This window comes from Methanocella paludicola SANAE, from assembly GCF_000011005.1.
Lineage (GTDB): Archaea > Halobacteriota > Methanocellia > Methanocellales > Methanocellaceae > Methanocella > Methanocella paludicola.
In genome coordinates, this window is sequence record NC_013665.1 from 912,116 (window position 1) to 939,109 (window position 26,994).

A 26,994-nucleotide genomic window follows, 5' to 3' on the forward strand; every position below is an offset into this window, starting at 1 on the left:
AACAGCGATTATAGTAAAAGGGATTACTATGAAAATAGGCATTATCGTGCATTCTCAGACCGGCCACAATCTTGCCGTCGCCGAGGCGCTCAAGGCGAAACTGGCGGCAGCGGGACATTCTGCTAATATCGAACGCATCAACCCCGTCGACCCGAAGCAGACCGACGCGAAGAAAATCCAGATCGAAAAGCTACCGGACCTCAGCGCCTACGATGCGCTCGTGCTCGCGGCACCTGTGCAGGCTTTTTCGTTGTCTAACGTAATGAAAGCGTATCTTCCGCATCTCCCGGCGCTGAACGGCAAGAAGGTCGCCATCTTCGTTACCAAGGGCCTGCCATTTAACTGGACGGGCGGAAATTCGTCAGTTTCAGCTATAAAAAATGCTGTCGAGTCTAAGGGTGGAGTCGTTGTCGGCTCGGAGCTGATGGCATGGGGCGGCGACGCGGACAGGGATAAGAGGATCGGCGATATGGTCGACCGGTTGAGCAAGCTCTTTTAACTATTTTGTTTTTGTGTTATCAATCATACCATCTTCCACTGGCGTTGATTTGTTCGGTCGGTATCTCGAACTTCTCCAAAGGAATTAAACCACGAATTTTTCTTTTTAGATTTTTCTCACGAAGCCTCGAATGCTCTAGAACACCGTCAATGCCCGAACTCACTAATACACAGGGCAGTGCTCTAATTCTCTAACGCGCTAACCCGAAACGAATGCTCTAAAGCCCTAAATCACGTTTGAAACGCTAAACGGTAGAGCACTAACAGGCTCTGTCCCTATTTTGCTGTAATTTGTTTTTATTTGGTTAATATTTTTAGCCCTGTATTCTCAATTTATTGTTTGGAGAACAAAATATGAGGAATACAAGGCCATACAGTGATACGAAGTACGCGTTGAAATATATTAGGGCAGACTCGGATGCTATGAAGAATCTTATCAGGGATCTTCTTAATAGTATTCTTGAGGAAGAGGCGTGTGAGCAGGCCGGGGCTATGCATTATGAGCGGGCGGAGGGAAGGAGGGCTCGTCGTAATGGGTATAAGTCTCGTGGATTGGTGACTCGTTATGGTAAGGTGGAGTTGGAGAAGCCTCAGCTTCGTGAGGTGCCTTTTGAGACCTGTCTGTTCGACCGGTACAGCAGGGCTGAAAAGGCGGTGGTGAATGTCATTAGCGAATCCTATCTTCAGGGCGTCAGCACGCGGAAAATGAGGAAGGTATTACAGACTCTTGGTGTTGAGGTGAGTAAAAGCAGTGTAAGCAGAATAAGTGAGGAATTGGATGATGATGTGAGACATTTCCTCGCGAGGCCTCTTGGAGGTACTCCGTACTTGTTCGTTGATGCCACCTACATCAAGGTGAGAGATAATGGGATGTACGTCTCGAAGCCCGTGTTCATCGCCATGGGCGTCAATCAGGATGGGTACAAGGAGATACTTGACTCGAGGATCATGGACCGGGAGGATGAGGACTGGTGGACCGTGTTCTTTGATGATCTCAAGAAACGGGGGCTCACAGGCATAAAAATGGTTATCAGCGACGGGCATAAGGGGATTAAAAAGGCTGTTGAGCAGTGTTTTCTGGGTGCCAGCTGGCAGTTGTGTCACGTACACTTCAGAAGAAGCGTGATAAAGACCGTACCAGCGAAACAGAGAGGCGAGATCAACCAATTACTGAAAGATCACATAGAATCTCCTAACCTTTTGGCCAACCTGGCCGAAGATCTCGAAGCCCGTGGTCTTGACAAGGCCAGCAGCCTGATCGATAAAAACCTGCCTTGCCTCTATAACTACCTGGCATTTCCCCCACACCAATGGATAAAACTACGAACGACCAACACCCTGGAGAACGTGAACAGTCTCATAAAACGAAGAACCAGGCCCATCGGAGCATTTCCAAGCAACCAATCCGCGTTACGAGTCATCGTAAACATCCTGATGGACGTGAACGAGGAATATGCAGTAGACAAAAAACATATAGACCTGGAACGCAATGACTAGAATAACGAATACAAGGGCTAAAACCAAAATTACAGAAAATACGGGACACTGCCCACTAACACTCTAAGAGCCCGGTCATTCCCCCGTATTTTTGGGTATTAGTGGCGTTGGCGTTTTAGCCGTGCATTAGAGAGTTGGTGCAAGGCTCGTTTAGCGTTTCGAACGTGCATTCGAGTTTTAGAGCATTCTTTTCGGGTTTGAGGCTTCGAGAGTTCGTGCAATGCCCAGAGTATTAGGGAGTTCGTGCGTTGATGGTGAGTTCGAGGCTTAGTGGTTTAGTGAGAAAAAATTATAAAAGAAAATTAGAGGTTTAATTCCTTTGGAGAGGTTCGAGATACCGACCGAACTATTCAGCGCCATAGGAAATACAGTATTGAATTAGCCTGGAACTAATGGCCATTATCTATATATCGTTTAATATTAATTAAAAACCTGTTGACGACGATGCTTTTATATACAAAGTATGTATTGTATCGCATAATAAGTAAGTTAACGTTTACTTACATAATTCATGAGGGATCAGAAATGAAAGCATTGGTGATATACGGCACAAGAGGCGGCGCGACAAAGCAGATCGCCGAAGAAATAGGAAAAATACTGGGCGAACAGGGCTTCGAGGTCTCCGTTGACGACGCTAAAAAGTCAAAGAGCTACAATGTGAACGAATACGACCTTATAGTAGTCGGCAGCTCGGTCTGGGCCACATACTGGAAGTGGCAGGCGACCCGCTTCATGCGGAGGAACGCGAAGAAGCTGATGGGCAAGAAGGTCGCACTATTCTCATCGGGGCTGGCGGGCGGGGACCCGACACAGAAGGAGTATGCCCACAAGAGCATCGAAACTACTGCCGCAAAGTTCCCGTGGGTCAAGCCTATCGCCCTGGCCTATTTCGGCGGCTATGTTGATTTCGAGCACCCGACGTTCTTCGCGAGTTTCATGGCCAACGCCATGAAGAAGGATTTTGAAAAGAAGGGCCAGGACACGAGCAAGCCCTACGATACACGGGACTTTTCGGCGATACGCCAGTGGGCGCTGGATGTGGCGGCGAAGGCTAGAGTATGAGCGTGAAACGTAAAACCGTTAAGACTGGCCGGCCCGTGAAGGTGCCGGGGGAAAAGGGCACGAAAGAGAAGATATTCGATGCTGCCGTCGACCTTTTTGCAGAAAAGGGCTATGACCGCGTGTCTATCCGGGACATCGCACGTGCGGTAGGCGTCACAGAAGGTGCCGTCTACAAGCACTATACGAGCAAAGACGAAATACTTGATTCGATCTTCAACTACGTCGAAGGCCGGATATATCCGGCGGTCCCCGAGGGCAGCACGGATGCCCTCATCGATTCCTATTCCTTGCGGGAGATACTCGAGATGACCCCCTGCTACATGCTGGCCGACCAGTCCCTGGCCAGGATCACGCGCATCATGCTCATCGAGATGTACCATAACGAGAAGATCAGGAACTACGTCCGGCGTGAGCTTTTCGAGAGGTCGGTCGACGAGACGGCGATCCTATTTAAAAAGCTCATGGAGAAGGGTAAAATAAAGCCCTGCGACCCCCGGGCGCTGTCGACCATGTTCATCTCCTATATGGTCTACTGGTACTTCGAGGTGTTCGTCTTTAGCTATGGCGTGCCGCGGGACCTCGACCGCATTGAAAAGGAAATGCGGGCGCAGATCGACCTGATCGTGGATCTGGCCGGTGCTCTATGACCGATCAAATCATTTGCGCTCCATCCCTTAAGGCGATACAGCAATTGGAGCACCCTTCCCTCTCCTGGCAGAATACATTTTTCTCATGGATGCACCAGCTGCCGAAGTTCCCTTCTTTCACGACCCCGGGAATGGCTCGCCTGACCTCAACATAAGCTACTACGGCATTATCCACTTCGAACACGACATACCTCTCCTCAATTATATAACAATTAAAATATAAATATCGATTATCTATATATTTTTCGGTATTTAATCAATTATATACTATTGTATTGAGTTAAAAGTTTAAAAACAAGAAAATACAGCCGTTTTTTGCTCAAGTACATAATCCTCAAGCATCTAATGAGCAACAATACGTCACGGGGCCCTCATTGCACCAAATTTAAATACGGTAAGGCACTAATAGTAGGACGCCATGGCCGACAACAGCACGAGCATTATCGAGAGCATCAGTCACTCCGCCTTCATCCAGGGCATCGAGGACGGCGTCATGAAGGCGACCGGTCTAAGCCAGGGATGGGTTGACTTTCTCGTCGCCATATTGATCGTCGTGCTAGCATATCTGCTGGCCAAGGCCACCAGGCGTTTTATTAATGACGTTGCCCCGCACCTGGTCTCGAAGACGCAGACCACGCTGGACGACCATCTGTTAAAGGCGGTCAATGGCCCCCTCCAGGTCTTCATACTCGCCGTCGGCATATACCTTGCCTGTGCCACGCTCAACGAGCTGCCCGGCCTGGTCTCCGATAACCTGGCCACGCTGCTGACGATCGTTTTGGTCTATATCGTCGCATACGTCGTGTCGAACATTACCGGCGCTTTGATCAACTGGTACAAGGAAGACGTCGCCCCGAAGACTGATTCCGAGCTGGACGACGTGCTCATGCCGTTCATGAGCAAGGCCGTCGGCGCGGTCGTATTTATTCTGGCCACCCTGATGGTGCTGGGCATCCTGCATATCGAGATCACGCCGCTCCTCGCCACTCTAGGCGTGGGCGGCATTGCCGTCGCCCTGGCAGCGCAGGAGCTTTTATCGAACGTGTTCGGCGCGATCGCCATCCTCTCGGACCGCCCATACAAGATCGGCGACCGCATCTAGCTTTCCAGCGGTATGGTGGGCGACGTGGTCGAGATCGGCCTCCGCAGCACCCGCATCCGGACGCTCGACAGCCGGCTCATCGTCGTGCCCAACTCGGACATCTCCAAGTCCAACATCATCAACTACTCGCTCCCCGACGCAAAAGTACGATTCACTATAAACGTGGGCATCGCCTACGACTCGAACGTAGACAAGGCCTTTGCCGTTCTCAAGGACATCGCTACCCATACCGAGGGCGTGCTCGTCGACCCGGCGCCGCAAGTTTACGTCAAAGACCTGGGCGACTTCTCCATAAATCTCATGATGCACGTCTGGGCAAAAGATTACAAATTGAGCTGGGAAGTTCCCGACCACATTTACCGGGAGATACTCAGGCGTTTCGCCGAAGAAAAGATCGATATCCCGTACCCGATACAGTCGGTCATCCTTAATCGGCCCCAGATCGCCATGGAAGCGGTCACTCCGCCAATAAAGCGCTGATCTTTTTATAATCCTCTACGAGCGTATCCTTAAGCGTTCTCTTGTAGATCATTGCTGCGGGATGGTATGTTATGAGGTACCTGTGCCCGTCTTTTTCTACGACGGTGCCGTGCTCCTTTCCCATTTCCACTTTTCTGCCGAGCATCGTCTCTGCTGCCGTTTTACCTAAAAGCACGATGCCCTTCGGCCCGATGACCTCTATCTGCTTTTGCAGGTACGGGTGGCAGGCCTCGACCTCGTAGTCGAAGGGCGGCCTGTTCTCGGGTGGGCGGCACTTCACGATGTTCGTGATGTAGACATCCTTGCGGTCGATGCCCGCTTCCTCGAGGAGCTCGTTGAGGTTTCGGCCCGCGGCCCCGACAAAAGGCTGGCCCTGCTTGTCCTCGTTCTTTCCCGGCGCTTCGCCGATGAGCATGATCTTCGCATTGATAGGTCCCGAGCCTACCACGACGTTCGTCCTCGAGAGCTTAAGGTCGCAGCGTGGGCAGTGCAGGACGTCGTCGATCTTGTTGAGGATCTGTACCATGCGTTCTGTGTCGGGGTCCATATCAAGATGATATCGTCTTTGATTGTATTTGAGGATGTACCTACACATTATGATAAACTGTCTTTTATCCTATGCCGTCTCGGCATAACTGGAAAGCATCTGGTTTTACATAGCTAACGACTAACAATGGACCAGGCAAATAGAGAAATCAGGACACTGCTACCTCTATTCCTGGTAATTCATGCTTTCCCTTGAGTTTTAATCTTTTAGGGAAGTTCGTGCCCTTCGGGAGGTTATTTCGTGTTTTAAAACCCAAAGCATGCACCTTCGTGCATTTCGTGCCCTTACGTGGGATATAAAAAATTTTCGTGTTTTCGTGTTACCAACCGGAGGGCTGTACGTGCATCGCTAACACAATAAAAAATTAAATCGACTGGATCAACACCATGATAAGCAGCGTCAGCGACAGGGCCGCAACTATAACGGCAACCGCAAAAGCCCCGCCCATGGCGACCATGGCATTAGCAGTACTCGCGAGCTTAGCTATCTTATGCGACCCGAACACGTTCACATCCGTCGCAAGCTCGCTCTCCATGCCGGCCTTCACGGGCTCCAGGTCCGAGATAGCCTTATCCACCAGCTGAGCGACCGTATCCACCAGAAGGTCACAATCCAAATGCTGCCCCACGTAATTGGCGCCAGAAAGCGTATTCACGACGTGCGTATCCGTCGTCATGACCTCGGCCTCATCCACGGGCAATCTCCGGATGATATCCTCGCGCAGGCCGTTCACCATGTTGTTCCCGTCGATGACGATGTACGCCGTGCGCTGGCCAAGCGCCTCGACGACGGCCACCTGTATGCCCAGGTCGCCCATGCCCTCGAGCCTCGTACAGATAGGCGGAGAGCTGGCGACACCAAGCCGGATGTCGCCCATGGGCATGGATAACAAAGCTTTCGACGAATTCTCGGCGGCACGGATGATATTATAGGAATCCCTGGTGCCGGGCTCGATGGCCGTGGCGAAGGGCTCGGTACAGTTATGAGCGTCGATAATAGTAGAATACCTGGCTCCGGCGACGCGGCTCTCGGCCATGGCGGTGAAGCCCACCGAGAACTCGATATCCTCCGTGGAAGTCGGCGCCTGCGTCGAGATAAGGAATACCGAGTCGTTGAACCGCTGGCCCAGGATCTTCGTGTTCCCGACGGTCACGCGGTTAGACTTCGTGGCCTGAGTACTATATTGTACGCGTCCCAGGGCAGTCTTAGCGGCTTTAATGATCTTCTCGGACTCCTCCGCGCTCACGAGGTTAAAGTCGTGATAGGCAGTGCCGTGCGGGACGATGATAAGCCCCTCATTGAAAGCGCCGGAGACGATCGTGGGCAGGTTGCCGCCGCCGATCTCGCCCATGGGGCCCGGGTGAACGTAAGGCGTAACAATGACCGCCTTAATGGAATCGTCCATACGCTTGAAGCTCAGCACATTTACGGGGGCGTCGATGGACTCGCCGATCTTCTCGAAGAACTCCTCCATGGCGGGCGAGCCCTCGGTCAGGTGGGCGATGAAGTCCTGGATGAAGTCCAGGCTGCTCACGCCGAAGGACTTCATCATCGGGTGGTCGACGTAACGCACGAACGCATAGGCCGCCATGACAAAGATAATGCTGGAAATGGCCAGGTCAATATAAAGCACCGGCAACCGTGTATAATAGAGAAGCGCGAGGGCGCTGAAGAGCGACTGGACCGATGCGGGCACGATGACCTTGGGCAGGCTGTTCACGGAAATGCCCATAAGCACCAGCATACGGAAGGCGAATATCAGCGACAGCGCCATCACGAAGCCCAGGTACGTGTACGGGATATGGGCCAGGTAAGTGACCACGTTCTCGGCTAACGTAACGACCGCCACGATGATGAGCATGAGGAGCGAGATAAGGGCCGAGCGGTCATAGTTCACATTCTCGCCGAAAACGTTCGACATGACCTTGGTCAGGAACGCCGACAGCAAAGCCGGCACGAAGAACAGGAGCAGCCCCGCTATAATATTATTGGAAAGCGTGAACGGGAACGATCCCGCGCCAATAAGTATCGATAGGGCCAGGGCTATGCCCATGGATAGCTTGATGTCCGGGGCCTCGAAAATGTAATCAGCATAGCTGGCAAGCTGCTCTTCCATGCCTCGGGGCTTCTGTTTCCCGCGCCTCGGGCGTATTCGCTTGATCCTGGCGATGGCCCGGGCCCAATAACCCTCGGACGTGTCCATCCCTGCCCTGCTAGTGAGATTTTTTCTCTTCCGAGCCCAGCTCGGATATCTCGAGCACTTTGAGCGGCACGTCCTTCAGGGCTTTGCCGATCTCCTTTTTCGAGATACGCTCGGCGTGCTCCTTGCTCTCCGCGTTGAAGACCTTCATCTCTAGTAGTAGTCCGACAATGCCAGTGTTGGCCACGACGAAGACACTATCAAAGGGCTCTCCGCAGAACGGGCAGAACGTCGACCCGACGGATACTTCGACGTAGTCCATCTTCGGGTTGAGCCTCTTGCCCGCTTCCGAGATGGCCACGCTCATCGCGTCGTCGACGGACTCGACATCCTTTACGACCCAGGCGGCTTCCAGTACCACCTTGTAATCTGACATTTTTCTCTTCCTCTTTTACCGGTCTCGCTTCTATGAAAATAGCGACAGGCATACATATTAGTCGATGATATTTAATCCTATTCTCTCGTTTTTGTAAGACCTTACGCGGCGAAAAGGTCCTTTTTCGTAACCGTGAAAATGCCCAGCCTCACGCCGGCATCGAGCCAGGCGTGCCCGTAGCTGAAGCAGACCAGCGCGTTCACCCGGTCGCCGCTGCTTAAAAAGTGCGAGCCGTCCTTATAGTAGCTCTCGGCCATGTTGTAAAAGTCATTTGCGATGTTGTCGAGCATAGGGTCCATGCCCGGCACCTTCTTCGCGTCGTCCAGCGCCTCCCTTAACAGCCTCTGGTAGCGGTCCGTCTTCTCCACGAGGTCAGCCGCCAGGCTCATCCCCTCCCGAAAATCTTCCGGAAAATGCTCCCGCCCACCGAAGGCCTCGCCGGCTCTTCGATCTCCTCTTCTTCGTCCTCGTAGTCGACCTCTTCGGGCTCGATATCCTCGGATATTTCCTTGGAGGCCCCGCCGTGCTTGCTCTTCCGCGCCCTGACCTGTACCATGACTGCCCTCGGGATGTCCGGGCTCACGAGCATGGCCACGCCCGGCGGGAGGCGCTTGATCTCCTCCTCCAGCTCGGTGCTGATGCCTTCCAGGCTCTTTGTGATGGCACGGATATCGTTCGGGTTCGTAACGCGCATGATGATCTGAGTGTTACACTGGGACAGAACGTTCTTATCCACTTTCGCAGGGCGCTGGGAAATGATCAGCAGGCCGAGGCCGAATTTTCTGCCCTCCGAAGCGATGGCCCGCAGCACGTCACTGCAGGTGGTCTTCGAAAAGCCCTTCTCAGGGCAGAAGTTGTGGGCTTCTTCGACCACGACCATGCCCGGGGGCACGAGCCCGGCCTTGCGGGCCTCGAATAAGTTGGATAAGAGCTTCGACACGATGGTCTGCTGGACTTCGGGGTGTATGCCCTTCATGTCGATAATGCTCGTGCGGCCCCTCGTGAATAATTCCACGAGCGGAGTAGGCTTATCAGATAAAAACTCCGAGTCCAGGAGCGGCTCCAGCTTATTGTAAACGCCCCATTTAGTGTTGCTATGTGAAGAGCCGATCTCTACAAGAACATCCTTAATGGTATAATTGATATTGTCATGCTTCAGGGCATTGACAGCCTCGTATATCAGGCCTATCTCCGTATTATTGAGCTCGGATGGGACGTACTCGATGATCTCTTTCGGCTTCAGGTTCAGCCCGTTTAGCCGCAGCGTCCGGTCGGCGTACTCGCAGACCTTCTTATTTCCGGGCGTATAGATATAGACGTTATCGTACCCATAAGGCTCAATATCGAACTTCTCTGAGAGAGCGTCCATATCCGGGTCATCGTTAGGCTCTTTTAAAGTAGCATATTCGCCGTGAGGGTCAATGATCAGTAAGGGCACTTCACGTTCCATCATCTCTTCCATGATGACCGCGGCAGTGTACGACTTGCCACTGCCCGTCATGGCCAGGATGCTGCAGTGCTTCTGGATGAGCTTGTTACGGTCGACGGTGACCGGTATGTCGGTCCCGTCCAGGACGCCGAGGTATGCGCCGCCCTCGGAAAGGCCGAGCGTGTCCACGATCACGTCCTCTTCCGCGATATAGACCTTATCTCCGGGGCGGAACGGTGTCTTAGGCGACCTCAGCAGGCCGCTATTATCCCTGGCGCCGATGACCGATACAGTGGCCACTAACCGGTCTTTGTTATCGTTGCCTGCGGACCTGGTCATTGTAAGTATCTGCCCCAGCACCCAGCCGTCCGTCGGGTGCCAGACCTTCACGTAATCAGTGCGCTTAACATCGGCCGGGTCCGTGACCGCGAACCTATAGGTATGCGACCCGGTCTCCCCGAAAATTACCCCTACCGAGCCTATCATTACGTGTATTTGTGTATAGTCCCTTCTATAATAACCTTGTTCTGGGTCGGCGGCTAATTAATTTTCGATTAATTTTATATATTTATTTTTTATATTTTATATTAGTGAGCTAAGATTAGCTCTATAAAGGTGGGTATTATGAGGATCAGCAGCTTATGGGCAGCGCTTGCGCTCGCCTGTATCATAATAGTCGCCGCCGCAGGGGCATCCTATGCACAAGCAGGCTTCACCGGCATGTTCACCCTGGCATTGCCTGAACATGGCCATGCTCAGGCCTCTCCCCTGAAGAGCGGCGATTTCGTGTGGAGAGCCCTCGATATAGCTTCTCAGAGTGGCGTGGCCGCGGATCCCGGGCTTAACGAGGCCCTGGCGATAAAGAAAAATTTTAGCCTCGGCTCGCAATCGGCGCCGGCCCTTTCAACAAATCCGGACTGGATGAGCGCCCCCTTATTGCCCGGCATCGCACCGAGTAATAATCTGGCCATGTCGTCATACGACGGCTTCCTGAAGCGTTATATGAACGGTACCGGGAACATCTTTACGTCTTAAGCCCGGCGAGCGCCTGCAGCGCTTCCTCCTCCAGGAAATGCAGCTCTGCCGGCACGACCATGATGTGCAGGGGCGCCCCGAAGTCGAGGGCTTTAAGCTCATCGAGCTTTGCTGCCTTAACACATGGTGCCGGTGAGCCGGCTCGCGCGATGCCTACGCCCAGCGCATCCGTGAGCACGCCCTCCTTCCGGCGCTCTTCGACCGCGAGTAATAGCTCGACGCCCCGATTGATGGTCATGTAGCCTTTTTCCCGGTCGATGTCTAAAAACAGTAAGGTGTGGAGCCCGTTGGCCTTGTTCATCTTGATGGTGTCGTAGGGCGTCTCGGAAATGATGTTCTTATAGGGGAAGGCGATGGTCGCGGATTTGCCGAAGCGGTAGTTCTGGAGGCCCGTGGCGCCGCAGACGGCGGACGATATCGAGGCGCCGTGGATGATGGCCGTATCTATGCCCATCTTCTGCGCCCTGAGCCGAAGGTCGACGTGAGTGGTGGCTACCATGGCGTCGCCGCCCGTTAAAAATACGACCTTCTTATCCAGCGCATCTTTGAGCACGTTGTCCTTCGGGTGCTGTTCGACGTCCTCCCTTACCAGCACCTTGACGGGCTTACCATAGAGCGCTTCCATCTTCTCCAGCGTCGTGCCCATCAGCCTGGACGTATAAAACTCCGCATAGACAACGTCCGCCTCCCTGATGGCCTCAAGGCCCTTCAGCGATACGTCATTCTCGTCCCACAGGCCCAGGCCGATAAAAGTTAACATGGTCACCACGCCTAATTCAGGGCGCATGGATATATTATTTACTGTTTGCCGCATATTCAATTTCAAAGGGTTACTCGAATATGCAGTCGAATTGTGTTAAGGTGCCTAAAAGAGAGGGCGAATCTACCCGTAAGATGCTGGCCGAGTCGGAGGTCATCGACTACCGGCTGAAGATCAAGTCTGACGAGCAGTTCGTGTATATTCCCCTCATTCCTGGGATATCCAAGGATATTTTGTCGAAGATCGATCCTACCCTGGCGCTTGCCGAATGCGACTTCGAGGAGAACGAGCGTACCCGCTCCGTTGAGGAGATACTGGGCTTTGCTCCTTCATTTGAGGTTATAGGTGACATTGCAGTGGTCGCGGAGGAATATGACGTTAAGGTGGGCGAAGCCATCATGGAAGTCCATAAGAACGTCAGGACTGTGCTTGTGCCTACGACCCCGGTGGTCGGCGAATTCCGGATCCGGCACTATCGGGTTCTATGCGGCGAGGACAGGACGACCACCGTGTACCGGGAACACGGCTTCATCTACGAGATGGACCTGAATAAGGTGTATTTCAGCCCCCGGCTTTCCACGGAGCGCAAGCGGATCACCGACCAGGTCACCGATATGGAGCTGGTGCTCGATATGTTCGCCGGCGTGGGGCCGTTCGCCATTCCCATCTCTAAAAGGGCCATGTATACGATAGCAGTCGATAAAAATCCGGATGCTGTCGAGTACCTGAAGAAAAATATCGCCCTGAATAAGGCTTCCCGTATCGAGGCCGTCAACATGGACGCCCGCGATATTCAGACTCCACAGCCCCCTGACCGCATCATCATGAACCTGCCGCATACCGCCCACGAATTCCTGGACGTCGCCTTCAGGCTGATAGCCACGGGCGGCATCATCCACTATTACGACATCCGGCCGGAGACCGAGATATTCGACGCAGTGATCAAGATGGTCCGGCAAAAGGCGAGCTACAGCGGGTGCCTCATCGATATCGTGAATAAGCGTATAGTAAGGTCATATTCGCCGCACGAATACAACATCGTGCTGGATATCCGCGTCGTCGGAAAACAAGACTAATCTTTTTTTCAGTTTTATTCTCTCTTGCAAAATGTTTATTAGGTATATTTGGCTAACCTATTGCTATAGAAACAGTTGGTGAACGAGGTATGTTCGAAGTAAAATCTGAAAATTTCAACAAGTACGTGTCTTTCGCTGTCATGCTCATCGTTGCGGCTATCGTAGTACTCGCCGTAGGCGAAATATGCAAGTACATCCTGCCGCACGACACGGCATTTTACTTTACGGTAAACAAGATCTACTTCCTGGCCGCCGGGGCGCTGATACTCACGGCCGGGCTGGGATTGCTGAACCTGAGCAACCTCCGGAATCTGGCCGTGTTCTTTGTCGCCCTGCTGGCGCTGCTCGTAGTCTTATACTTCGTGGACAAGTTCGCCTGCAGCGCGCTCTGGGGCGGTGTATACGCATCCGTACTAACGAGGATACCAGAGCGATACTTCGATATGTACTATAAGGCGCTGGACGGCCTGAGCGTGCTGCTCGGGGCTGTAGGCCTGCTGTTCTTGCTCGTTAAGAGCCTCGACATCCTGAAGGACACGCTGTCCGGCCCCAAGAAAGCTTAAGATAATCCCGGACGCCCGGGGAACACCTCGCCCGGGCGTCCCCATCCTTTTCTGAGTGGGCCGGCATCGCTGGAAAAAGTTAAATATAGGTTAATTTTTTACGAGTTCTTCGAAAACCACTTGTATTAGCTCCATTTTTAAGGAATTCATCCCATGTTTTACCGGTAAATAGGTCGAGCCAATATTTTCTAATCGATATCCCTTCAACACCTTATTGTCATTATCAATAGTATATTGTGCAATATAATACTTTTTAAATTACCATGGCAAATTTATGGAAAACTATCATAATCGCTAATCTAAATTTGATATTGGTGGTTAATGGAAAGTTTTGCTGTGTTGAATATAAACTAGCCTTAGTAAATAAACCGATTTGTAGAACATCGTTTAAATAGTTGAAAAATGCTAAAAAATACGTTTTTTAAATGTAAGATTGGTGATAAATCCTAAATAGCTTACTCGGTAATCGATAGCACATATTCAACAAAGTAAAAAATAATAAAAAAGATTGATGGCATGCAGATTCCACGGCAGATCTACGCATGCCAGGGCCGTGAGTCATCGACATCAAGGTTGGATCGCGATACCCTCCGGATAATCTCCTACCGTTATCGGTGAGCCTATGACCGTGTTCGTCGTCGTATCGATCACCGAGACCGTATTATCAATGCTATTGGTGACGTAGGCTCTTGTCCCATCCGTCGTTATCGCAATGCCCGTCGGCCCGTTTCCTACCGGTATTGTTCCTATGACGGTGTTCGTCGATGTATCGATCACCGAGACTGTATCACTATTGAAATTGGTGACGTAGGCTCTTGTCCCGTCCGGGGTGATTTTGATGCCATACGGGCCTTTTCCTACTGGTATCGGTGAGCCTATGACGGTGTTCGTCGCTGTATCGATCACCGAGACTGTACCGCTGTTGAAATTGGTGACGTAGGCTCTTGTCCCGTCCGGGGTGATCGCAATATTCTGCGGGCCATTCCCTACTGGTATCGGTGAGCCTATGACGGTGTTCGTCGATGTATCGATCACAGAGACTGTATTACTGTTGAAATTGGTGACGTAGGCTCTTGTCCCGTTCGGGGTGAACGCAATGCTCACAGGCGCATTTCCTACTGGTATCGGTGAGCCTATGACGGTGTTCGTCGATGTATCGATCACCGAGACCGTATTATCAATGCTATTGGTGACGTAGGCTCTTGTCCCGTTCGGGGTGATAGCAACGCCAAACGGGCCACGTCCTACCGGTATTGAGCCTATGACGGTGTTCGTCGATGTATCGATCACCGAAACCGTGCCACTACCGTAATTTGCGACGTAGGCTCTAGCCCCGTTTGGAGTGATCGCAATACCAATTGGATAATTTCCTACCGGTATCGGTGAGCCTATGACGGTGTTCGTCGATGTATCGATCACCGAGACCGTATTACTGTTGAAATTGGTGACATAGGCCCGTCTTGGCGTGGGTACGGGCGTTGGTGTCGGTAATGGTGTCGGCGTTGGTGTCGGTATTGGCGTCGGCGTTGGGGCCAGGTTCAGGAAGCTGAAGTCGAATTTCTCATTGTCAACGGCGGTCGTGGTATCCTGGTTGAACGCCGTGCTGCTCCCCGTGGATGTGATCACCGGGAAGCCGAAGGCGGTAGGCGTAAAGGATGATGGCAATAAGGAGCATGGTGCCGCGAACGTGGTACCAATATTGATATTCGGATAGGCGAAGGTGCTGAATTCGCTGGTACTTGCGAAATGCGTGGCGCTCGAATTGAGAGACTGTTCAGATGATTGAGATAGGGAGGGGTGGAATAACAGCCCGATGTCAGGAATCGCATCCTGCGCTGATACTGGTATGGATGCGCAAATTAGTATTACAGCCATTAATACGGTGATTAGACTACCCTTTAACCTCATAAATACCTACTACCCTCATGCTTAACATTAACTAATTTAGAAATTACATATATAATACCTAATAAAAAATAAACCGGATAAATGCCGATAGCCCGGTAAAATCCAGCTCTTCGCAGGGTCAAAAATTGTTGGAAGCTTTGTATGTTAGTTTTTCGACCATCCGTTAATTTTAGAACATAACAGATCTTTAATATTCAACACAACACCAAGCCCGCAAGCCCCCGGCGAGATTTGAGCTCGCGACCTACTGATTACAAGACAGAGACTATGATACAAACATTTATAATCTATGTGTGCAGTATACGTGTAAAATTGTTCGAGTCAGCATGTGGAGTCAAATAAGGATAAATTTGGCTCTTTATGTCAGCAATTGAAAATAAACCCGTTTGTCGAAAAAAGCATAAATATGGCTTAATAATCGAAAATAATGGGCCGCCGTGGCTTAGCGGCAAAGCGGCTGATTCGTAATCAGCAGATCGGGGGTTCAAATCCCTCCGGCGGCTCTTTTCCTTTTTAATACCAAATTTATGGTCTATTTAATGATTTGGCTCATTTCCAAGTGCTGACATATTAAGCCAAATTTATTGGTATTTAGCATCTCCTGCTGACTCATACGATTCTATTATCATTAACCACCAATACTCCAGTAAATGTTAGTTTTTCGGGTACTATCAAGTATGCCGTAATCCCTTTAGATGTCAAAGCTTGTTGATAAAACAGTTCTAGAGCAATGGATAAAATATATTATTAAATAATAGAGTTTATTTTAAGGCGTATTGTTATGGTCTTCAACGGTCTGGCCTTCGGTTTGCTTGAGACTATAGTTTTTGGCTGGATTTGTATCTTTTCTATGCTGGTCTGTTTATACGTCTGGAAGGGGGACTTTAAAAGTAGCTATAATTACCGGCCCTGGAAGATTGTCGACATACCCGAAGACGTGGCGACGAAGATCGATAAAGAGGCCGCCAAATTGATTGTCTTTATCGACGGCGCGTTCTTGTGTGCCATGACCATCGGATGGGTATATAGTATAGTATCAGGCGACTATAACAATCTACAGTTCATATTACTAGCCAGCCTCATTGGGTGGGTTTTAATTTTATTGGCCCTGATCGTCATCTTCCTTGTTTACGCATGGTTTGTAGACAAAAAGTATAAAACGGGCAAGACTTGAGAAAATTATCGACATATATTACAATTCGTAATCAGCAGATCGAGGTTCAAATCCATCCGTCGGCTCTTTTCATTTTTATAACAAATTTATGCTTATTTTGTATTTTGGGCTTATTTTCGCATGCTGACAGATAAAGCCAAATTTATGGGTAACCTACATCACATGCAGACTCGCACAATTCTGATGCAATATAAGCATTAAACTAAAAAATAATTATCCCTAAAAAGTTCCTTAGGGTATCGGCATTTCTGGGAGATGCCCCTCGCCTCATTATTTTTTATCTTATAGCCGCCAGGCGATTTAATATATAATACTATGCCATAACCAAGCTTGCTTTATATATGTAAGTCTTTGTTACCATTCCGCTCTTAAGATAAAAAAATACATTAGCATACAGTAACTTATATAATAAATAATAAATAAATAACATATTATTGTCATATTGTTATCATATCTAGCACTACGCCAAAGAGCACTAAACGAATAACAAAAGGAGGAACTATAATGAAAAAAATAACCATTGTTATAATAGGCTTATTTGTACTATTAGCATTTGCAGGCACGGCAATCGCGAAAAACCCAACAGAAACGAATAAGGCCACTGGTGGAGGAACGTTTTTGCTTCGTGATTTTAAAGATACGATCGGTTTTACGGCAATACAGATTGACGATCAATATGATGCTAAAGGACAGATAACCATACAATATAGAAATAATGAAGGCCCTGAAGGCCCTGGCCACAATTTAGTAAAGGTTGATGTTACGACACTTGTTGTCGAGGGTAACAAAGCCTGGATAGCCGGCGTGATAACAAAGTCCTTTGACCCGAGTTTTGTAGGCGATGGATTACTGCTAGAAGTGATCGATGACTCGCCCGATAAACTTGCTTTCGGGGGCGGCGATGTGACGCCTGAGGAAGCAAGAAATTTGGCCCTGGAGAAATTTGAATTCGAATCCCCGGCTTCAATTAGTGGTAGCATAAAAGTTAGTTAAAAACCATTTCCATTTTTATAATAGAAAATAATACAGTACTTATTTGGTTTTTAAAAAAAGCCTTCAGATATCCTATTCGTAATCCGCAGATCGGGGGTTCAAATCCCTCCATCAGCTTACCTACACAGGGTTTAAAATACCTATTTTATTTTAAACAGTTCAAATTCAAATAGACCCAAGATGTTTAAGGGTATATAGTTAGAGCCGGGATTTTGGAGTTAAAAATTCACAATTTTTCTTATAAAAAATGGTTGAATAATCATTACAGAACCTTAATATGCAAACGATTGATAATTACTTACGTTTAAATCTATGGGACTTTTAGGCTCCCGAATGATCGCTTGTCGAAAGGTCGGTGTCTTGTGAATGAGCAGTATGGCGAAAACGATGACTGCGTTGTTGATGATCGTAATGATGGCCGCATTGTTATTGCCGGCAAACGCTGACCGGCCCATCTGGAATGGCGGTAAATATCCGACTGCCATGGATGGGAAGCATGGTTCAGTGACCGGCAGAGTGACTACCTCGGTCAACGGTACCGTCGGTGTCGGCGGTGCTTACATCGCTATCGTTAACGCATCGAACACCAGTGAAGAGTACTATAACACTACGTCTGATGTGAACGGTAACTATTGGATCACTGGCATCAACGCTACCTACAGCTCTGTAAAGGGCACCGGCTCCGCCTGGTTCGGTGGCGACTACGCCAGGGGCATAAATGCCTACAAGATGTACGCCATGAAGGACCCGTACGGCGAAGGTTACTCTGGTGCGTTCGGTATTGATGAAAACCTGAGCGCCGCCACGACCACTTCGGTCGTCTTATTCACAAAACCGGCTTATATGGGTATGTCCGTTGAGCGGTACTATGTTGTCGCTAATGGTATGGACAATATCAAGATCACTGCATACATGTATGATTCCCTCAATAACCCGGTGGCTGACGGCTACAACATTAATTTCACGGTCGGGAATGCCACGAATAATAGCTTCACGCCCGGAAGTTTCCCATGGGTTCCGAGTAATGGCAGCCTTGATGGACTTGGAAATAACGTTTTGCTACAAAATCCGACCCACGATAACACCGGCAGCGCCAGTGTCCAATTCGGCTGGGTCGATAACGCCAATTCGAGCACGAGCTCGACTGTCTGGGCATATTATGAAGACGATCCGAACATCAACATACATGCAACGATTAATTTCAAATGGGATAACGAGATAAGGCCCCCGTGCATTACCAATGTTTCGGCGAACAGGACATCGATCGGTCCGAATGACGATATAAAAGTAAGCTATATGTTAAATAACGCGGACATAACCGGCAATGACGTATGCTTGTTAATTACTGACCCCAATGGGGTTTCGATCAAGAACGTTGATACGGGCATACAGTATAATGGTCTGCACGATATCTTATGGGATGGGTGCTTTGATAATGGGACACGCGTTCCAAACGGCAATTACCTTCTGAAAATCGCCGTCCATACCCCCGAAGGCATTCCCGGGCAATTAAATCTAATAAAACAGTATGAATATACATTATCGCCATACGACGTGGCCATAGACTCCATGGGTAATGTGATAGTGGCGGATAATGATGGCAGTGCAATCAAGAGGATCTATCCCAATGGGACGACACGATCTATCGGTAGCGGCTTCAACCACCCCTTTTCCGTGGCCGTTGACTCTCAGGATAATGTTTACATCGCCGATATGGACAACGTGATAAAAATCGTCTACACCAATGGCACGATCAAGACCATAGGCAGCGGATTTATTAACCCTTCAGGCATAGACGTCGACTCGAAAGGCAATGTGTACGTGGCCGATTGGGGCAATAATGCAATAAAGATGATCTATCCTAATGGAACGATCGTCACGCTTGGGAGCGGTATTGTCCATCCATATATGGTAGCGGTCGACGAGTTGGGTAACGTTTACGTGACTCAGAGTCTGGATGATATAGTCAAGGAAATTTATGTAAATAATACTGTCAGGACATTACCGTTCATATCATCCGATCCAAGGGGCGTGGCCGTTGACTCACACGGCAATGTATACGTTACGGACGATAGTGATAATTCTATCAAAATACTTTATGCCAATAACACAGTCGGGACATTCTATACCGGGCTAGCTTGGCCCGAGGGCCTGGAGGTCGACTCGCAAGATAACTTGTACGTGGCAGATACGAACCATGTCCGGGTCTTAGAGATTTATCCTAATGGCTCTACAAGAACGTTCATGAGCAAGCTATCTTACCCCCGGGCCGCGGTACGTGATGTGAACGATGACATCTACGTGACCGAATCGGTGAATAATGACGTGAAGGTCATCCATTCTAATGGTACCGTTGAGGTGATTGGCAGCGGATTCGATAATCCTCTTAGCATGGATATTGACGCATCAAGCAACATCTACGTAGCTGATTCGGGTAACAGAATGATCACGGTCATATACCCCGATCATACGATCCATACTCTCGGAAGCGGGATCCAATATCCGTGGGGAGTTGCCGTCGATAGCAATGGATATGTCTACGTGACGGATTTGTGGAACAGAACTATATTGTTAATATATCCAAATAATACCACAGTCACGTTAAAAGACAATTATTACAGTCCATCATATATCGATGTGGATCGGTCGGGTAACATTTACGTCGCTAATGTCGACAATATGACTTTTGAAGAACTATATCCCAATGGTACCATTCGAACGTTGGGTAATGGATATACTTGGAGTAGTTACTTGTTGAGCGGTATCGCTGTGGACGATTCTGGCAACGTATACGTGCCTAATGATATCAATAATACGATCGATGTGATACTGCCCGATGGGAATATCATCTGCCTGGGTTCGGAATACCTCGACAGTCCACATGGTATAAGCATCGATGCTCAAGGTAACCTACTTATCGTCGATGCGAATGCCGTCAGCGAATTCGCCTCTTCGTCAATAATTACGAGCGATCCGATCGGTTTTAACGTGACTGGTATTAGTCCTGTATCGTTCACGTATCACCTAAATAAAGGCTGGAACCTCATCTCAATACCAGTCGTGCCCAAGGATGGTAATTTAACGATGTTTTTCCAGCCGATTATGAATAACGTTTCGATTGTGTGGGAGTATAACAGCTCGAATAGGTCGAACGCTTGGGCGTATTATACGACCATGACTGACAAGTATAAACAGGGCACGTTGAGGACGGTGAACGAACGGCAGGGATACTGGGTGCGGTGTAATAACGACACGGTATTCACGGTGACCGGGTACCAGCCGAAGAATAGTAATGTGACTTTGAATAGCGGGTGGAACCTTATCGGCAACCCGACGATGGACGTTCGTCAGCCGTTGGCTGCTTATCCGAACGAGAAGATAGTGTGGATGTATAATAGCAGTAACACTGCTAGCCCGTGGGCTTATCACACGACTATGACTGACAAGTACCAGCAGGGTGGTCTGACCGAGATGAAGCCGGGCTACGGGTACTGGGTGAGAATATGATACAGGTGGTAATATGAACAACAGGACATTAACGAAGCTAATAACGACAGGAATGGCTTTACTGCTACTCACGGTAGTAGCAGCCGATGTATCCTTAAGCGATGACGATTTTAACCCGCCCAGCATACCCACCCCGGTTCCAGTGGGTGGAGGAGGCAGCAGCGGAGGCGGCGGTGGAGGCAGCGGTGGCAGCTACACGCCCCCCGCTTTCGAAGCCTATACTCTCCCCATAAAATCCAGTGATGGGACCATGATAGGCCGGCAGGAAGGCAAGAACTTTAATAGCGTTATGATTTGGGCCGAAAAGAATGGCAGTATAGGCAATACAATGTATGTCCTCACGGTGGAGGGCGAGACGAGCCAGAAGATCCCGGACGATGGATGGCTGGACATAACCTTCGAAACCCCCGATACTACTGGATTACCAGAAGGCATGGATGGACTTGCACTGGCTAAGGTTAAAATCGCTAAAAAGCCGGATGATTGGTACTACAAGTCCGGCAGTCCGAAGTATACGCTGAAGATATCCGGCCTAACCGAGGGCCTGGATGCCGGGGCCACGTACTACCTCGTAAGGTTGGATGGTGCGAACTTCCAGGGACAAAAGGTCGCCCCTGATATTGGCTCTGGGCAGGTGTCTTTAAAGTTCACCCCGTCGGGGGATATTGGGACATTTATCTTGTTAAGGGCAGCATCCCCAACGCCGACACCAACCTCAACTCTGGTGGCTACTCCAACTCCAACGCCAATGCCAGCGTCTAACAATTCAGGTATGACAAGCGTACCCATATTGATAGGCACATTCGCTGTGGGAGCGGTACTCGGTATACTAGTCATGTTTCTGATGGCTAAGAAACGATAATGGAGTATATTCTCCATTATCGTAAAATTTTTTTGTGCTTTTTTAAATACGGAATTCTTGTCTTCCCTTATTTTCCTTTTCCAATCAACCAGTGTGGACTCGGTTAGTGTCGGTTATAGGTTATGATAGGAAAAAGAGTCCTTCATATAGGTACTTTTAAATATATCAGAGATCTCCGGCGGCTCTTCTGGTTTTTATATCCAGGTTAGCCTGTACTAAATTTAATAGCAATTATTAAGAGAGCGACTGCATTATTGATATTAAGAGTTCGAGATCATGCCGGATATTGTGAAAGCAAAGCCATTCCATGAATATATGAATGAATATAGAAAACAGGTGGCGAAGGGCGACATCAAAGAGGCGTATAGGGGATTGATGGAATATATCATGGACTTGAGGTCGCATTTCCAGAATAAATATCCGGATTACTTCGTATCCGGTAACATCTATTATGGGTACATGGACATGACCTATTTTTCCTTCATCCCGGAATCACTGAAACAACAAAAGTTAAAAGTCGCTATTGTTTTTGTTCATGACACATTCAGGTTTGAAGTTTGGCTGGCAGGATATAATAAGCAGGTTCAGGCAAAATACTGGAAATTGTTTAAAGAAAGTGGCTGGAATAAGTACCGCATTCCCTCAACGACAAAAGGCGCCGATTCTATAATCGAGTGCACTTTAGTTGAAAACCCGGATTTTAGCGATCTAGATTCGTTAACCAGGCAGATCGAGGAAGGGACGCTGGAATTCATTAAGGATGTTGAGGGCTTCTTATCTAAACAATAAAACTGTTCTGATAATGCTCTCTTTTCTTAAACAAATTAAAGCTTCTATTTAAATCCGTGAGATTACTAGCCGGACCGCTTCTTCAATAGATCCTCGATGTCCTTATTCCCGGCCGCTTCGGCGATCGTCATAACGGTCCCATCGAACTTATTATATATACCGATATCCGCTCCCGCATCCAGCAGGCACTCGACTACTTCTTTGTGGCCGTTCGTTACCGCCCACATCAAGGCCGTCAGGCCGAAATAGTCCTGGCTGTCGATGTAGGCGCCGGCCTTAAGCAGCATTTCGACGAATTCCCGGTTCCCGGCTGCCGCCGAGACGGCCAGTACGCTCATGCCGTCCTTATTTTTCGAGTTTACCAGGCGCATGTTTTGGGCGATGAGCTGCTGTGCCTTTTCCATGTCGTGCGACTTTAGCGCTGCCACAAATTCATTGAAAAATTCCTGTGGCTTCAGTGTACAGTCCCTGTCTCCAGGTTTCCCAAAAATACCTGATAAAAATTTTTTCATATAGACATTTGCACAGTTTATTTTTCCTTATATAATAAGCCTTTTCAAAGGGCCGAAGTAATGAATAGATCGCCGGCCGGACCAGAGGTTTAACTATAACCAAGCGCATTCAGTCGTGGGATGAACTACTGCCTGCTTCTCTTCTCCGACGTCCACGCGGATATCGAGGCGCTTGACGCATTGCTTTCGATAGCAGGCAGCAGTGACTTTGCCGCCCATTACGGCCCGATATCGAAGACCATCAACCTGGGGGATACTTTGCAGCGAGGTTACCATCCCTGCGAGGTCGTCCGAAGGCTAAAAGATGTAAAAAACCTCGTATCGGTGCTAGGCAACCACGACGAGTCATTTCTATATCATTTATCGTTATTAGGCAACGACCGCCACAGCATTCGAGTCCACGATAGCTATTTTGCCACGGACGAATACCAGGGCTTCTTCCAGGGAATCGGCAGGACTCATGTCGATATGGAAAACAAGCTTTATGCGGTGCATGGCGGGCCCATCGACCCGGCCGCAATTCCGGCGAAAGAAAAGACCATCGACGACGAGTGGATATATTCGCAGACATGGCAGCGCATATCGGTCATCGGCGAGTCGTTCATCGACTATGCCGGCTATAACTATTTACCGTCTCAGGCCTTCGATGCCGTAAAGTCCGCTTTGGGCTCCGACGGCTTCGTCATCGCCTGCGGCCACAACCACAAGGAAGCGGCCTTCGTGCAAAAGAACGGGGAAGTCGAGGACGTGCTTAATAAGCTGGACTCAGAGGAAATATCGCTGAACGGCCATAAAATAAAAGAAAAGAGGCTCCCGATAAACGATGATACCAATTATCTCGTCAGGCTGGGCATCGCAGGGCCCGAAGGCTTCCTCCAGTACGGCTGGGACACCTGCTACTTCGGCGTCCTAGCCGAGAAAGACGGAGCAAAGACATTTTACCTCCTCAGCTTCGAGATGGGAAGAAAAAAGGAAGAAGAGATCAGGCGACCGCAGACTCAATATTATGAGTGCTAAAAAAAGAAGAAGGTAATTTACTTCTTATCGTGGTCCCGGATCTCCACGCGCCTGATCTTCCCGCTGATCGTCTTCGGCAGCGCAGGCACGAATTCCACGATCCTCGGGTACTTGTAAGGCGCCGTGACCTTCTTCACGTGGTCCTGCAGCTCCTTCTTCAGGGCGTCGCTGGGCGTATAGTCCTTCTTAAGCACCACCGTCGCCTTCACGATCTGGCCCCGGATTTCGTCGGGCACCGCCGTAATGGCGCATTCCACGACCGCGGGATGCGTGATCAGGGCGCTCTCGACCTCGAAGGGCCCGATACGGTAGCCGGAACTCTTAATGACGTCGTCGGAACGGCCCACGAACCAGAAATAGCCTTCCTCATCCATCCAGGCCATGTCACCCGTATAGTAGTAGCCGTCGTGCCAGACCGATTTAGTTCTCCTATCGTCCCGGTAATAGCCATCGAAAATGCCCGCGGGCAGGCCTTTCATGGTATTGACGACGATCTCGCCCTCCTCGCCCGCCTCGCATTTTTTACCATCCAGGCTGATAAGCTCGATGTTATAACCGGGCGAGGGCTTGCCCATGGAACCGGGCCTGGGCTCTATCCAGGGATAGGTACCGAGGGCGACCGTCATTTCTGTCTGGCCGAAGCCTTCCATGAGCTTTAGGCCCGTACGCTCGAGCCATTTATTGTATACTTCCGGGTTCAGGGGCTCGCCGGCCACGACGCAGTACTTCAAGCTGGAGAAGTCGTACTTGCTCATGTCCTCGTGGATGAGGAAACGGTATATGGTCGGCGGGGCGCAGAAGGTGGTGACCTTGTATTTCGAGGTCATCGCCAGCAGCCGGGCGGGGTTGAACTCCTCGTAATCGTAGGCGAAGACGGCGCTGCCGGAGATCCACTGGCCGTAGATCTTGCCCCAGACCGCTTTGGCCCATCCCGTGTCCGCCACCGTGTAATGCAGCCCGTCGTCCATAACGTTCTGCCAGTACTTCGCCGTGAGGATGTGGCCCAGGGGATAGACGAAGTTGTGCTGGACCATCTTGGGAAGCCCCACTGTTCCCGACGTGAAATACAAGATCAGGATATCCTCGTTCTTCGTGGCTTCCTTGCCCTTCGGCCTCTCGAAATGTTCCGGGGCTTTTTCGACCTCGGTATCGAAATCGATCCAGCCATCATATTTCCCGCCCACTACGGCCTTAAACTTCAGCGAGCATTCCTTCTGGGCCTTATCAACGTGATCGATGAGCGACTTCTCGTTCGCCGTAATGATCATCTTGATGTCGGCAAGCTGAACACGATAAGTGATGTCCTTCGTCGTGAGCATGTGCGTTGCGGGGATCGCGATGGCGCCGATCCTGTGGAGTGCGACCATGACATACCACCACTCGTACCTTCCCTTGAGTGCCAGCATCACGGCGTCGCCCTTCTTGATGCCGATGCCCTTCAGGAAGTTCGCGACCTTGTCGCTCATGCGCTTGATATCGGCGAAGGTCATGATCTGCTCGCCGCCGTTGTCGTCGCACCACACGAGGGCCAGCTTATCCGGCGTCTCGCGGGCCATGACGTCGATCACGTCATAGGCGAAGTTGAAGTTCGAGGGCACCTTGATCTTAAAATTATCTCGGAAATCCTCGTAGGAATCGAACTCCGTTTTTTCAAGGAACTTATGTAATAGTGACATGTCGTTTTCCTCACATGATGATGGCCAGGAACCGGGCCTGCTTTTCATTCAACGCCACCATGGCGTGGTCGCAGCTCGAGTCAAAGTAGATGGAATCGCCCTCGTTGAGGACGAACTCCTGGTCTCTGATGATGAACCGGAGGCTGCCGTCCAGGACGTAGTTGAACTCCTGGCCTGGATGAGAGTTCGTATGCACGGGAGTGCCCTTGGGCTTCGGCTCCACGGTCACGATGAACGGCTCGGCTTTCTTGTTAATAAAATTAAAGGCCAGGTTCTGGTACTTGTACTGCTTCCGCCTTTCGACGCTCACGCCCTTGCCCTTCCGGGTCACCGTGAAATAGTGCATCCTTGGCGTCTCGCCGGTCAGGAGAATGCTCATCTCGACGCCGAGCTTCTTCGAGATCTCGTACAGCTCGCTCGCCGGTATGTCCTCTTCGCCATTCTCATACCTCTCGTACCGGTCTTTACTGATGTTGAGATATTTCGCCATCTCGTCCGTGCCGATCTCCAGGATGCCCCTCAGTTCCTTCACCCTGGCGGCCACTTCTTTTATGCGTTCCTGCATGTGTTTATCCTCACTTGATATTCAACACTTGATGCTCGCTGCTGATACAGTCAATAATTAAGCAACCCATGAAATACTATTTAAAGGCTTCCATGCGGTATGCTGTCATATCGCAAGCTAAATGGCGTCGACGTACTAGAGTTTGCATTTTAAGGGTATTTATAATAAATAATAGTTAAGTAATAGTTAAAAAATTCTTAATTATTATGCTTTTCAAGCGAAAGTTATTTGGTGGATTGCCAGTGACATTTATTTTTTTATATTGTCCTTTTCCCATTCCCTGAAAAGTACGAGGTTCTCTTCCTTCAGTACGTTGCCGCGGGCCGATATTTTACCGTCGCCGATAATGCTGAACAGCTCCCCGGGCGTATCGAGCACCACGTAGCCGTCCATCTTTACGTCGCTTATTCTGGCGCCATATACGATTCTGTCGATGTTAGCCAGTCCCAGCGCTCCGAGGCACATGGGGCACGGCTCGCAGGTGCAATAAATCGTACACCCGGACAGGTCCAGCGAGTCAAACACGTGGCATGCCTCATGTATCGTATTTATCTCAGCGTGAGCGGTCAGGTTTTTATCCCGAAGGATCGTGTTATGTGCGCATCCCACGACTTTTCCATCCTTTACGATACAGGCGCCGAACGGCAGCTGGCCATGTCTCACGCCTTCTCGCGCTTTCTCTATTGCCAGCCGCATGTAGTCTTCATCGTTCACTGGAC

General features: G+C 49.9%; 27 protein-coding genes and 1 tRNA gene. 16 read left to right on the forward strand and 12 right to left on the reverse strand.

Annotated elements, in window-relative coordinates:
* The first annotated feature begins 28 nt into the window (after positions 1 to 28).
* The 4 genes from MCP_RS04685 to MCP_RS04700 all read left to right on the forward strand — a co-directional run bounded on the left by MCP_RS04685 (position 29) and on the right by MCP_RS04700 (position 3,704).
* Positions 29 to 499 (forward strand): flavodoxin family protein, encoded by a 471-nt coding sequence (locus MCP_RS04685; RefSeq protein WP_012899663.1) that lies wholly within the window; start codon positions 29 to 31, stop codon positions 497 to 499.
* Between the two features lie 353 nt (positions 500 to 852).
* Positions 853 to 1,995 (forward strand): IS256 family transposase, encoded by a 1,143-nt coding sequence (locus MCP_RS04690; RefSeq protein WP_012899664.1) that lies wholly within the window; start codon positions 853 to 855, stop codon positions 1,993 to 1,995.
* Positions 1,996 to 2,520: 525 nt separating this feature from the next.
* Positions 2,521 to 3,057, forward strand: a complete 537-nt coding sequence (locus MCP_RS04695; protein WP_012899665.1) for a flavodoxin domain-containing protein — start codon at positions 2,521 to 2,523, stop codon at positions 3,055 to 3,057.
* A complete protein-coding gene (locus MCP_RS04700) occupies positions 3,054 to 3,704 on the forward strand; it encodes a TetR/AcrR family transcriptional regulator (RefSeq protein ID WP_012899666.1) in 651 nt (216 codons plus the stop codon). The genes MCP_RS04695 and MCP_RS04700 overlap by 4 nt, the downstream gene beginning before the upstream one ends.
* A gap of 4 nt (positions 3,705 to 3,708) precedes the next feature.
* Here the strand turns inward: MCP_RS04700 and MCP_RS15325 are convergent, their stop codons facing one another.
* Positions 3,709 to 3,888: a hypothetical protein gene (locus tag MCP_RS15325; protein ID WP_128859933.1), complete on the reverse strand. Its 180-nt coding sequence runs from the start codon at positions 3,886 to 3,888 to the stop codon at positions 3,709 to 3,711.
* A 234-nt stretch (positions 3,889 to 4,122) separates the two neighbouring features.
* Here MCP_RS15325 and MCP_RS16210 point away from each other — a divergent pair, with 234 nt between their 5' ends.
* A complete protein-coding gene (locus MCP_RS16210) occupies positions 4,123 to 4,806 on the forward strand; it encodes a mechanosensitive ion channel family protein (protein ID WP_331369597.1) in 684 nt (227 codons plus the stop codon).
* A 12-nt stretch (positions 4,807 to 4,818) separates the two neighbouring features.
* Positions 4,819 to 5,286 (forward strand): mechanosensitive ion channel family protein, encoded by a 468-nt coding sequence (locus MCP_RS16025; protein ID WP_012899668.1) that lies wholly within the window; start codon positions 4,819 to 4,821, stop codon positions 5,284 to 5,286.
* Here the strand turns inward: MCP_RS16025 and MCP_RS04710 are convergent.
* The 5 genes from MCP_RS04710 to MCP_RS04730 form a co-directional block, all read right to left on the reverse strand.
* Entirely contained in the window at positions 5,264 to 5,833 is a 570-nt protein-coding gene (locus MCP_RS04710; RefSeq protein WP_128859934.1) for a uracil-DNA glycosylase, read from the reverse strand. The genes MCP_RS16025 and MCP_RS04710 overlap by 23 nt on opposite strands.
* A 364-nt stretch (positions 5,834 to 6,197) precedes the next feature.
* Entirely contained in the window at positions 6,198 to 8,036 is a 1,839-nt protein-coding gene (locus MCP_RS04715) for a DUF2070 family protein (protein WP_128859935.1), read from the reverse strand.
* 10 nt (positions 8,037 to 8,046) lie between these two features.
* Entirely contained in the window at positions 8,047 to 8,409 is a 363-nt protein-coding gene (locus MCP_RS04720; protein ID WP_012899671.1) for a DUF555 domain-containing protein, read from the reverse strand.
* 101 nt (positions 8,410 to 8,510) lie between these two features.
* The gene (locus MCP_RS04725; RefSeq protein ID WP_128567263.1) at positions 8,511 to 8,792 is read right to left on the reverse strand and encodes a DUF357 domain-containing protein; all 282 of its coding nucleotides are present in this window, start codon (positions 8,790 to 8,792) and stop codon (positions 8,511 to 8,513) included.
* Between the two features lie 2 nt (positions 8,793 to 8,794).
* Complete coding sequence (locus MCP_RS04730; RefSeq protein WP_012899673.1) at positions 8,795 to 10,324, reverse strand: helicase HerA domain-containing protein; 1,530 nt, start codon at positions 10,322 to 10,324, stop codon at positions 8,795 to 8,797.
* A gap of 138 nt (positions 10,325 to 10,462) precedes the next feature.
* On the opposite strand from MCP_RS04730, the gene MCP_RS04735 reads away from it, so the two are divergent.
* A complete protein-coding gene (locus MCP_RS04735; RefSeq protein ID WP_012899674.1) occupies positions 10,463 to 10,873 on the forward strand; it encodes a hypothetical protein in 411 nt (136 codons plus the stop codon).
* Here the strand turns inward: MCP_RS04735 and dph5 are convergent.
* Positions 10,863 to 11,633: a diphthine synthase gene (gene dph5, locus MCP_RS04740; protein ID WP_128567038.1), complete on the reverse strand. Its 771-nt coding sequence runs from the start codon at positions 11,631 to 11,633 to the stop codon at positions 10,863 to 10,865. The two genes, MCP_RS04735 and dph5, sit on opposite strands and share 11 nt — an antisense overlap.
* Positions 11,634 to 11,713: 80 nt before the next feature.
* On the opposite strand from dph5, the gene MCP_RS04745 reads away from it, so the two are divergent.
* Together MCP_RS04745 and MCP_RS04750 are read left to right on the forward strand one after the other, a co-directional pair.
* The gene (locus tag MCP_RS04745) at positions 11,714 to 12,709 is read left to right on the forward strand and encodes a class I SAM-dependent methyltransferase (protein WP_012899676.1); all 996 of its coding nucleotides are present in this window, start codon (positions 11,714 to 11,716) and stop codon (positions 12,707 to 12,709) included.
* An 89-nt stretch (positions 12,710 to 12,798) separates the two neighbouring features.
* Positions 12,799 to 13,272, forward strand: a complete 474-nt coding sequence (locus MCP_RS04750) for a hypothetical protein (RefSeq protein WP_012899677.1) — start codon at positions 12,799 to 12,801, stop codon at positions 13,270 to 13,272.
* A 567-nt stretch (positions 13,273 to 13,839) separates the two neighbouring features.
* Here MCP_RS04750 and MCP_RS04755 read toward each other — a convergent pair.
* Positions 13,840 to 15,180, reverse strand: a complete 1,341-nt coding sequence (locus MCP_RS04755; RefSeq protein WP_193763065.1) for a beta-propeller fold lactonase family protein — start codon at positions 15,178 to 15,180, stop codon at positions 13,840 to 13,842.
* A gap of 431 nt (positions 15,181 to 15,611) precedes the next feature.
* Between MCP_RS04755 and MCP_RS04765 the strand changes: the two genes are divergently transcribed.
* The 6 genes from MCP_RS04765 (at position 15,612) to MCP_RS04790 (ending at position 22,505) form a co-directional block, all read left to right on the forward strand.
* A tRNA-Thr gene (locus tag MCP_RS04765) sits at positions 15,612 to 15,683 on the forward strand.
* Between the two features lie 347 nt (positions 15,684 to 16,030).
* The gene (locus tag MCP_RS04770) at positions 16,031 to 16,354 is read left to right on the forward strand and encodes a hypothetical protein (RefSeq protein ID WP_128859936.1); all 324 of its coding nucleotides are present in this window, start codon (positions 16,031 to 16,033) and stop codon (positions 16,352 to 16,354) included.
* A gap of 504 nt (positions 16,355 to 16,858) precedes the next feature.
* Entirely contained in the window at positions 16,859 to 17,347 is a 489-nt protein-coding gene (locus MCP_RS04775; RefSeq protein WP_012899680.1) for a hypothetical protein, read from the forward strand.
* A gap of 366 nt (positions 17,348 to 17,713) precedes the next feature.
* The gene (locus MCP_RS04780) at positions 17,714 to 20,854 is read left to right on the forward strand and encodes a FlgD immunoglobulin-like domain containing protein (protein ID WP_012899681.1); all 3,141 of its coding nucleotides are present in this window, start codon (positions 17,714 to 17,716) and stop codon (positions 20,852 to 20,854) included.
* A 13-nt stretch (positions 20,855 to 20,867) separates the two neighbouring features.
* Positions 20,868 to 21,716 (forward strand): hypothetical protein, encoded by an 849-nt coding sequence (locus tag MCP_RS04785; protein WP_012899682.1) that lies wholly within the window; start codon positions 20,868 to 20,870, stop codon positions 21,714 to 21,716.
* Positions 21,717 to 21,992: 276 nt separating this feature from the next.
* Positions 21,993 to 22,505 (forward strand): DUF7000 family protein, encoded by a 513-nt coding sequence (locus tag MCP_RS04790; protein WP_012899683.1) that lies wholly within the window; start codon positions 21,993 to 21,995, stop codon positions 22,503 to 22,505.
* Positions 22,506 to 22,570: 65 nt separating this feature from the next.
* Here the strand turns inward: MCP_RS04790 and MCP_RS04795 are convergent, their stop codons facing one another.
* Positions 22,571 to 22,933 carry an ankyrin repeat domain-containing protein gene (locus MCP_RS04795; RefSeq protein ID WP_158301442.1) on the reverse strand — a complete coding sequence of 121 codons (363 nt, stop codon included), beginning with the start codon at positions 22,931 to 22,933 and terminating at the stop codon, positions 22,571 to 22,573.
* A gap of 204 nt (positions 22,934 to 23,137) precedes the next feature.
* On the opposite strand from MCP_RS04795, the gene MCP_RS04800 reads away from it, so the two are divergent.
* Positions 23,138 to 24,034 carry a metallophosphoesterase family protein gene (locus MCP_RS04800; protein WP_012899685.1) on the forward strand — a complete coding sequence of 299 codons (897 nt, stop codon included), beginning with the start codon at positions 23,138 to 23,140 and terminating at the stop codon, positions 24,032 to 24,034.
* 17 nt (positions 24,035 to 24,051) lie between these two features.
* Here the strand turns inward: MCP_RS04800 and MCP_RS04805 are convergent, their stop codons facing one another.
* The 3 genes from MCP_RS04805 to MCP_RS04815 all read right to left on the reverse strand — a co-directional run bounded on the left by MCP_RS04805 (position 24,052) and on the right by MCP_RS04815 (position 26,989).
* Complete coding sequence (locus MCP_RS04805) at positions 24,052 to 25,710, reverse strand: AMP-binding protein (RefSeq protein WP_012899686.1); 1,659 nt, start codon at positions 25,708 to 25,710, stop codon at positions 24,052 to 24,054.
* A gap of 10 nt (positions 25,711 to 25,720) precedes the next feature.
* Complete coding sequence (locus MCP_RS04810) at positions 25,721 to 26,275, reverse strand: helix-turn-helix domain-containing protein (RefSeq protein WP_012899687.1); 555 nt, start codon at positions 26,273 to 26,275, stop codon at positions 25,721 to 25,723.
* 249 nt (positions 26,276 to 26,524) lie between these two features.
* Entirely contained in the window at positions 26,525 to 26,989 is a 465-nt protein-coding gene (locus tag MCP_RS04815; protein ID WP_012899688.1) for a nucleoside deaminase, read from the reverse strand.
* Positions 26,990 to 26,994 lie beyond the last annotated feature (5 nt).

Coding starts and splice junctions, on each gene's coding strand:
- MCP_RS04685 (WP_012899663.1), top strand. CDS start 29: ATGAAAATAGGCATTATCGTGCATTCTCAGACCGGCCACAATCTTGCC.
- MCP_RS04690 (WP_012899664.1), top strand. CDS start 853: ATGAGGAATACAAGGCCATACAGTGATACGAAGTACGCGTTGAAATAT.
- MCP_RS04695 (WP_012899665.1), top strand. CDS start 2,521: ATGAAAGCATTGGTGATATACGGCACAAGAGGCGGCGCGACAAAGCAG.
- MCP_RS04700 (WP_012899666.1), top strand. CDS start 3,054: ATGAGCGTGAAACGTAAAACCGTTAAGACTGGCCGGCCCGTGAAGGTG.
- MCP_RS16210 (WP_331369597.1), top strand. CDS start 4,123: ATGGCCGACAACAGCACGAGCATTATCGAGAGCATCAGTCACTCCGCC.
- MCP_RS16025 (WP_012899668.1), top strand. CDS start 4,819: ATGGTGGGCGACGTGGTCGAGATCGGCCTCCGCAGCACCCGCATCCGG.
- MCP_RS04710 (WP_128859934.1), bottom strand. CDS start 5,833: ATGGACCCCGACACAGAACGCATGGTACAGATCCTCAACAAGATCGAC.
- MCP_RS04715 (WP_128859935.1), bottom strand. CDS start 8,036: ATGGACACGTCCGAGGGTTATTGGGCCCGGGCCATCGCCAGGATCAAG.
- MCP_RS04720 (WP_012899671.1), bottom strand. CDS start 8,409: ATGTCAGATTACAAGGTGGTACTGGAAGCCGCCTGGGTCGTAAAGGAT.
- MCP_RS04730 (WP_012899673.1), bottom strand. CDS start 10,324: ATGATAGGCTCGGTAGGGGTAATTTTCGGGGAGACCGGGTCGCATACC.
- MCP_RS04735 (WP_012899674.1), top strand. CDS start 10,463: ATGAGGATCAGCAGCTTATGGGCAGCGCTTGCGCTCGCCTGTATCATA.
- dph5 (WP_128567038.1), bottom strand. CDS start 11,633: ATGTTAACTTTTATCGGCCTGGGCCTGTGGGACGAGAATGACGTATCG.
- MCP_RS04745 (WP_012899676.1), top strand. CDS start 11,714: ATGCAGTCGAATTGTGTTAAGGTGCCTAAAAGAGAGGGCGAATCTACC.
- MCP_RS04750 (WP_012899677.1), top strand. CDS start 12,799: ATGTTCGAAGTAAAATCTGAAAATTTCAACAAGTACGTGTCTTTCGCT.
- MCP_RS04755 (WP_193763065.1), bottom strand. CDS start 15,180: ATGAGGTTAAAGGGTAGTCTAATCACCGTATTAATGGCTGTAATACTA.
- MCP_RS04770 (WP_128859936.1), top strand. CDS start 16,031: ATGCTGGTCTGTTTATACGTCTGGAAGGGGGACTTTAAAAGTAGCTAT.
- MCP_RS04775 (WP_012899680.1), top strand. CDS start 16,859: ATGAAAAAAATAACCATTGTTATAATAGGCTTATTTGTACTATTAGCA.
- MCP_RS04780 (WP_012899681.1), top strand. CDS start 17,714: ATGAGCAGTATGGCGAAAACGATGACTGCGTTGTTGATGATCGTAATG.
- MCP_RS04785 (WP_012899682.1), top strand. CDS start 20,868: ATGAACAACAGGACATTAACGAAGCTAATAACGACAGGAATGGCTTTA.
- MCP_RS04790 (WP_012899683.1), top strand. CDS start 21,993: ATGCCGGATATTGTGAAAGCAAAGCCATTCCATGAATATATGAATGAA.
- MCP_RS04800 (WP_012899685.1), top strand. CDS start 23,138: ATGAACTACTGCCTGCTTCTCTTCTCCGACGTCCACGCGGATATCGAG.
- MCP_RS04805 (WP_012899686.1), bottom strand. CDS start 25,710: ATGTCACTATTACATAAGTTCCTTGAAAAAACGGAGTTCGATTCCTAC.
- MCP_RS04810 (WP_012899687.1), bottom strand. CDS start 26,275: ATGCAGGAACGCATAAAAGAAGTGGCCGCCAGGGTGAAGGAACTGAGG.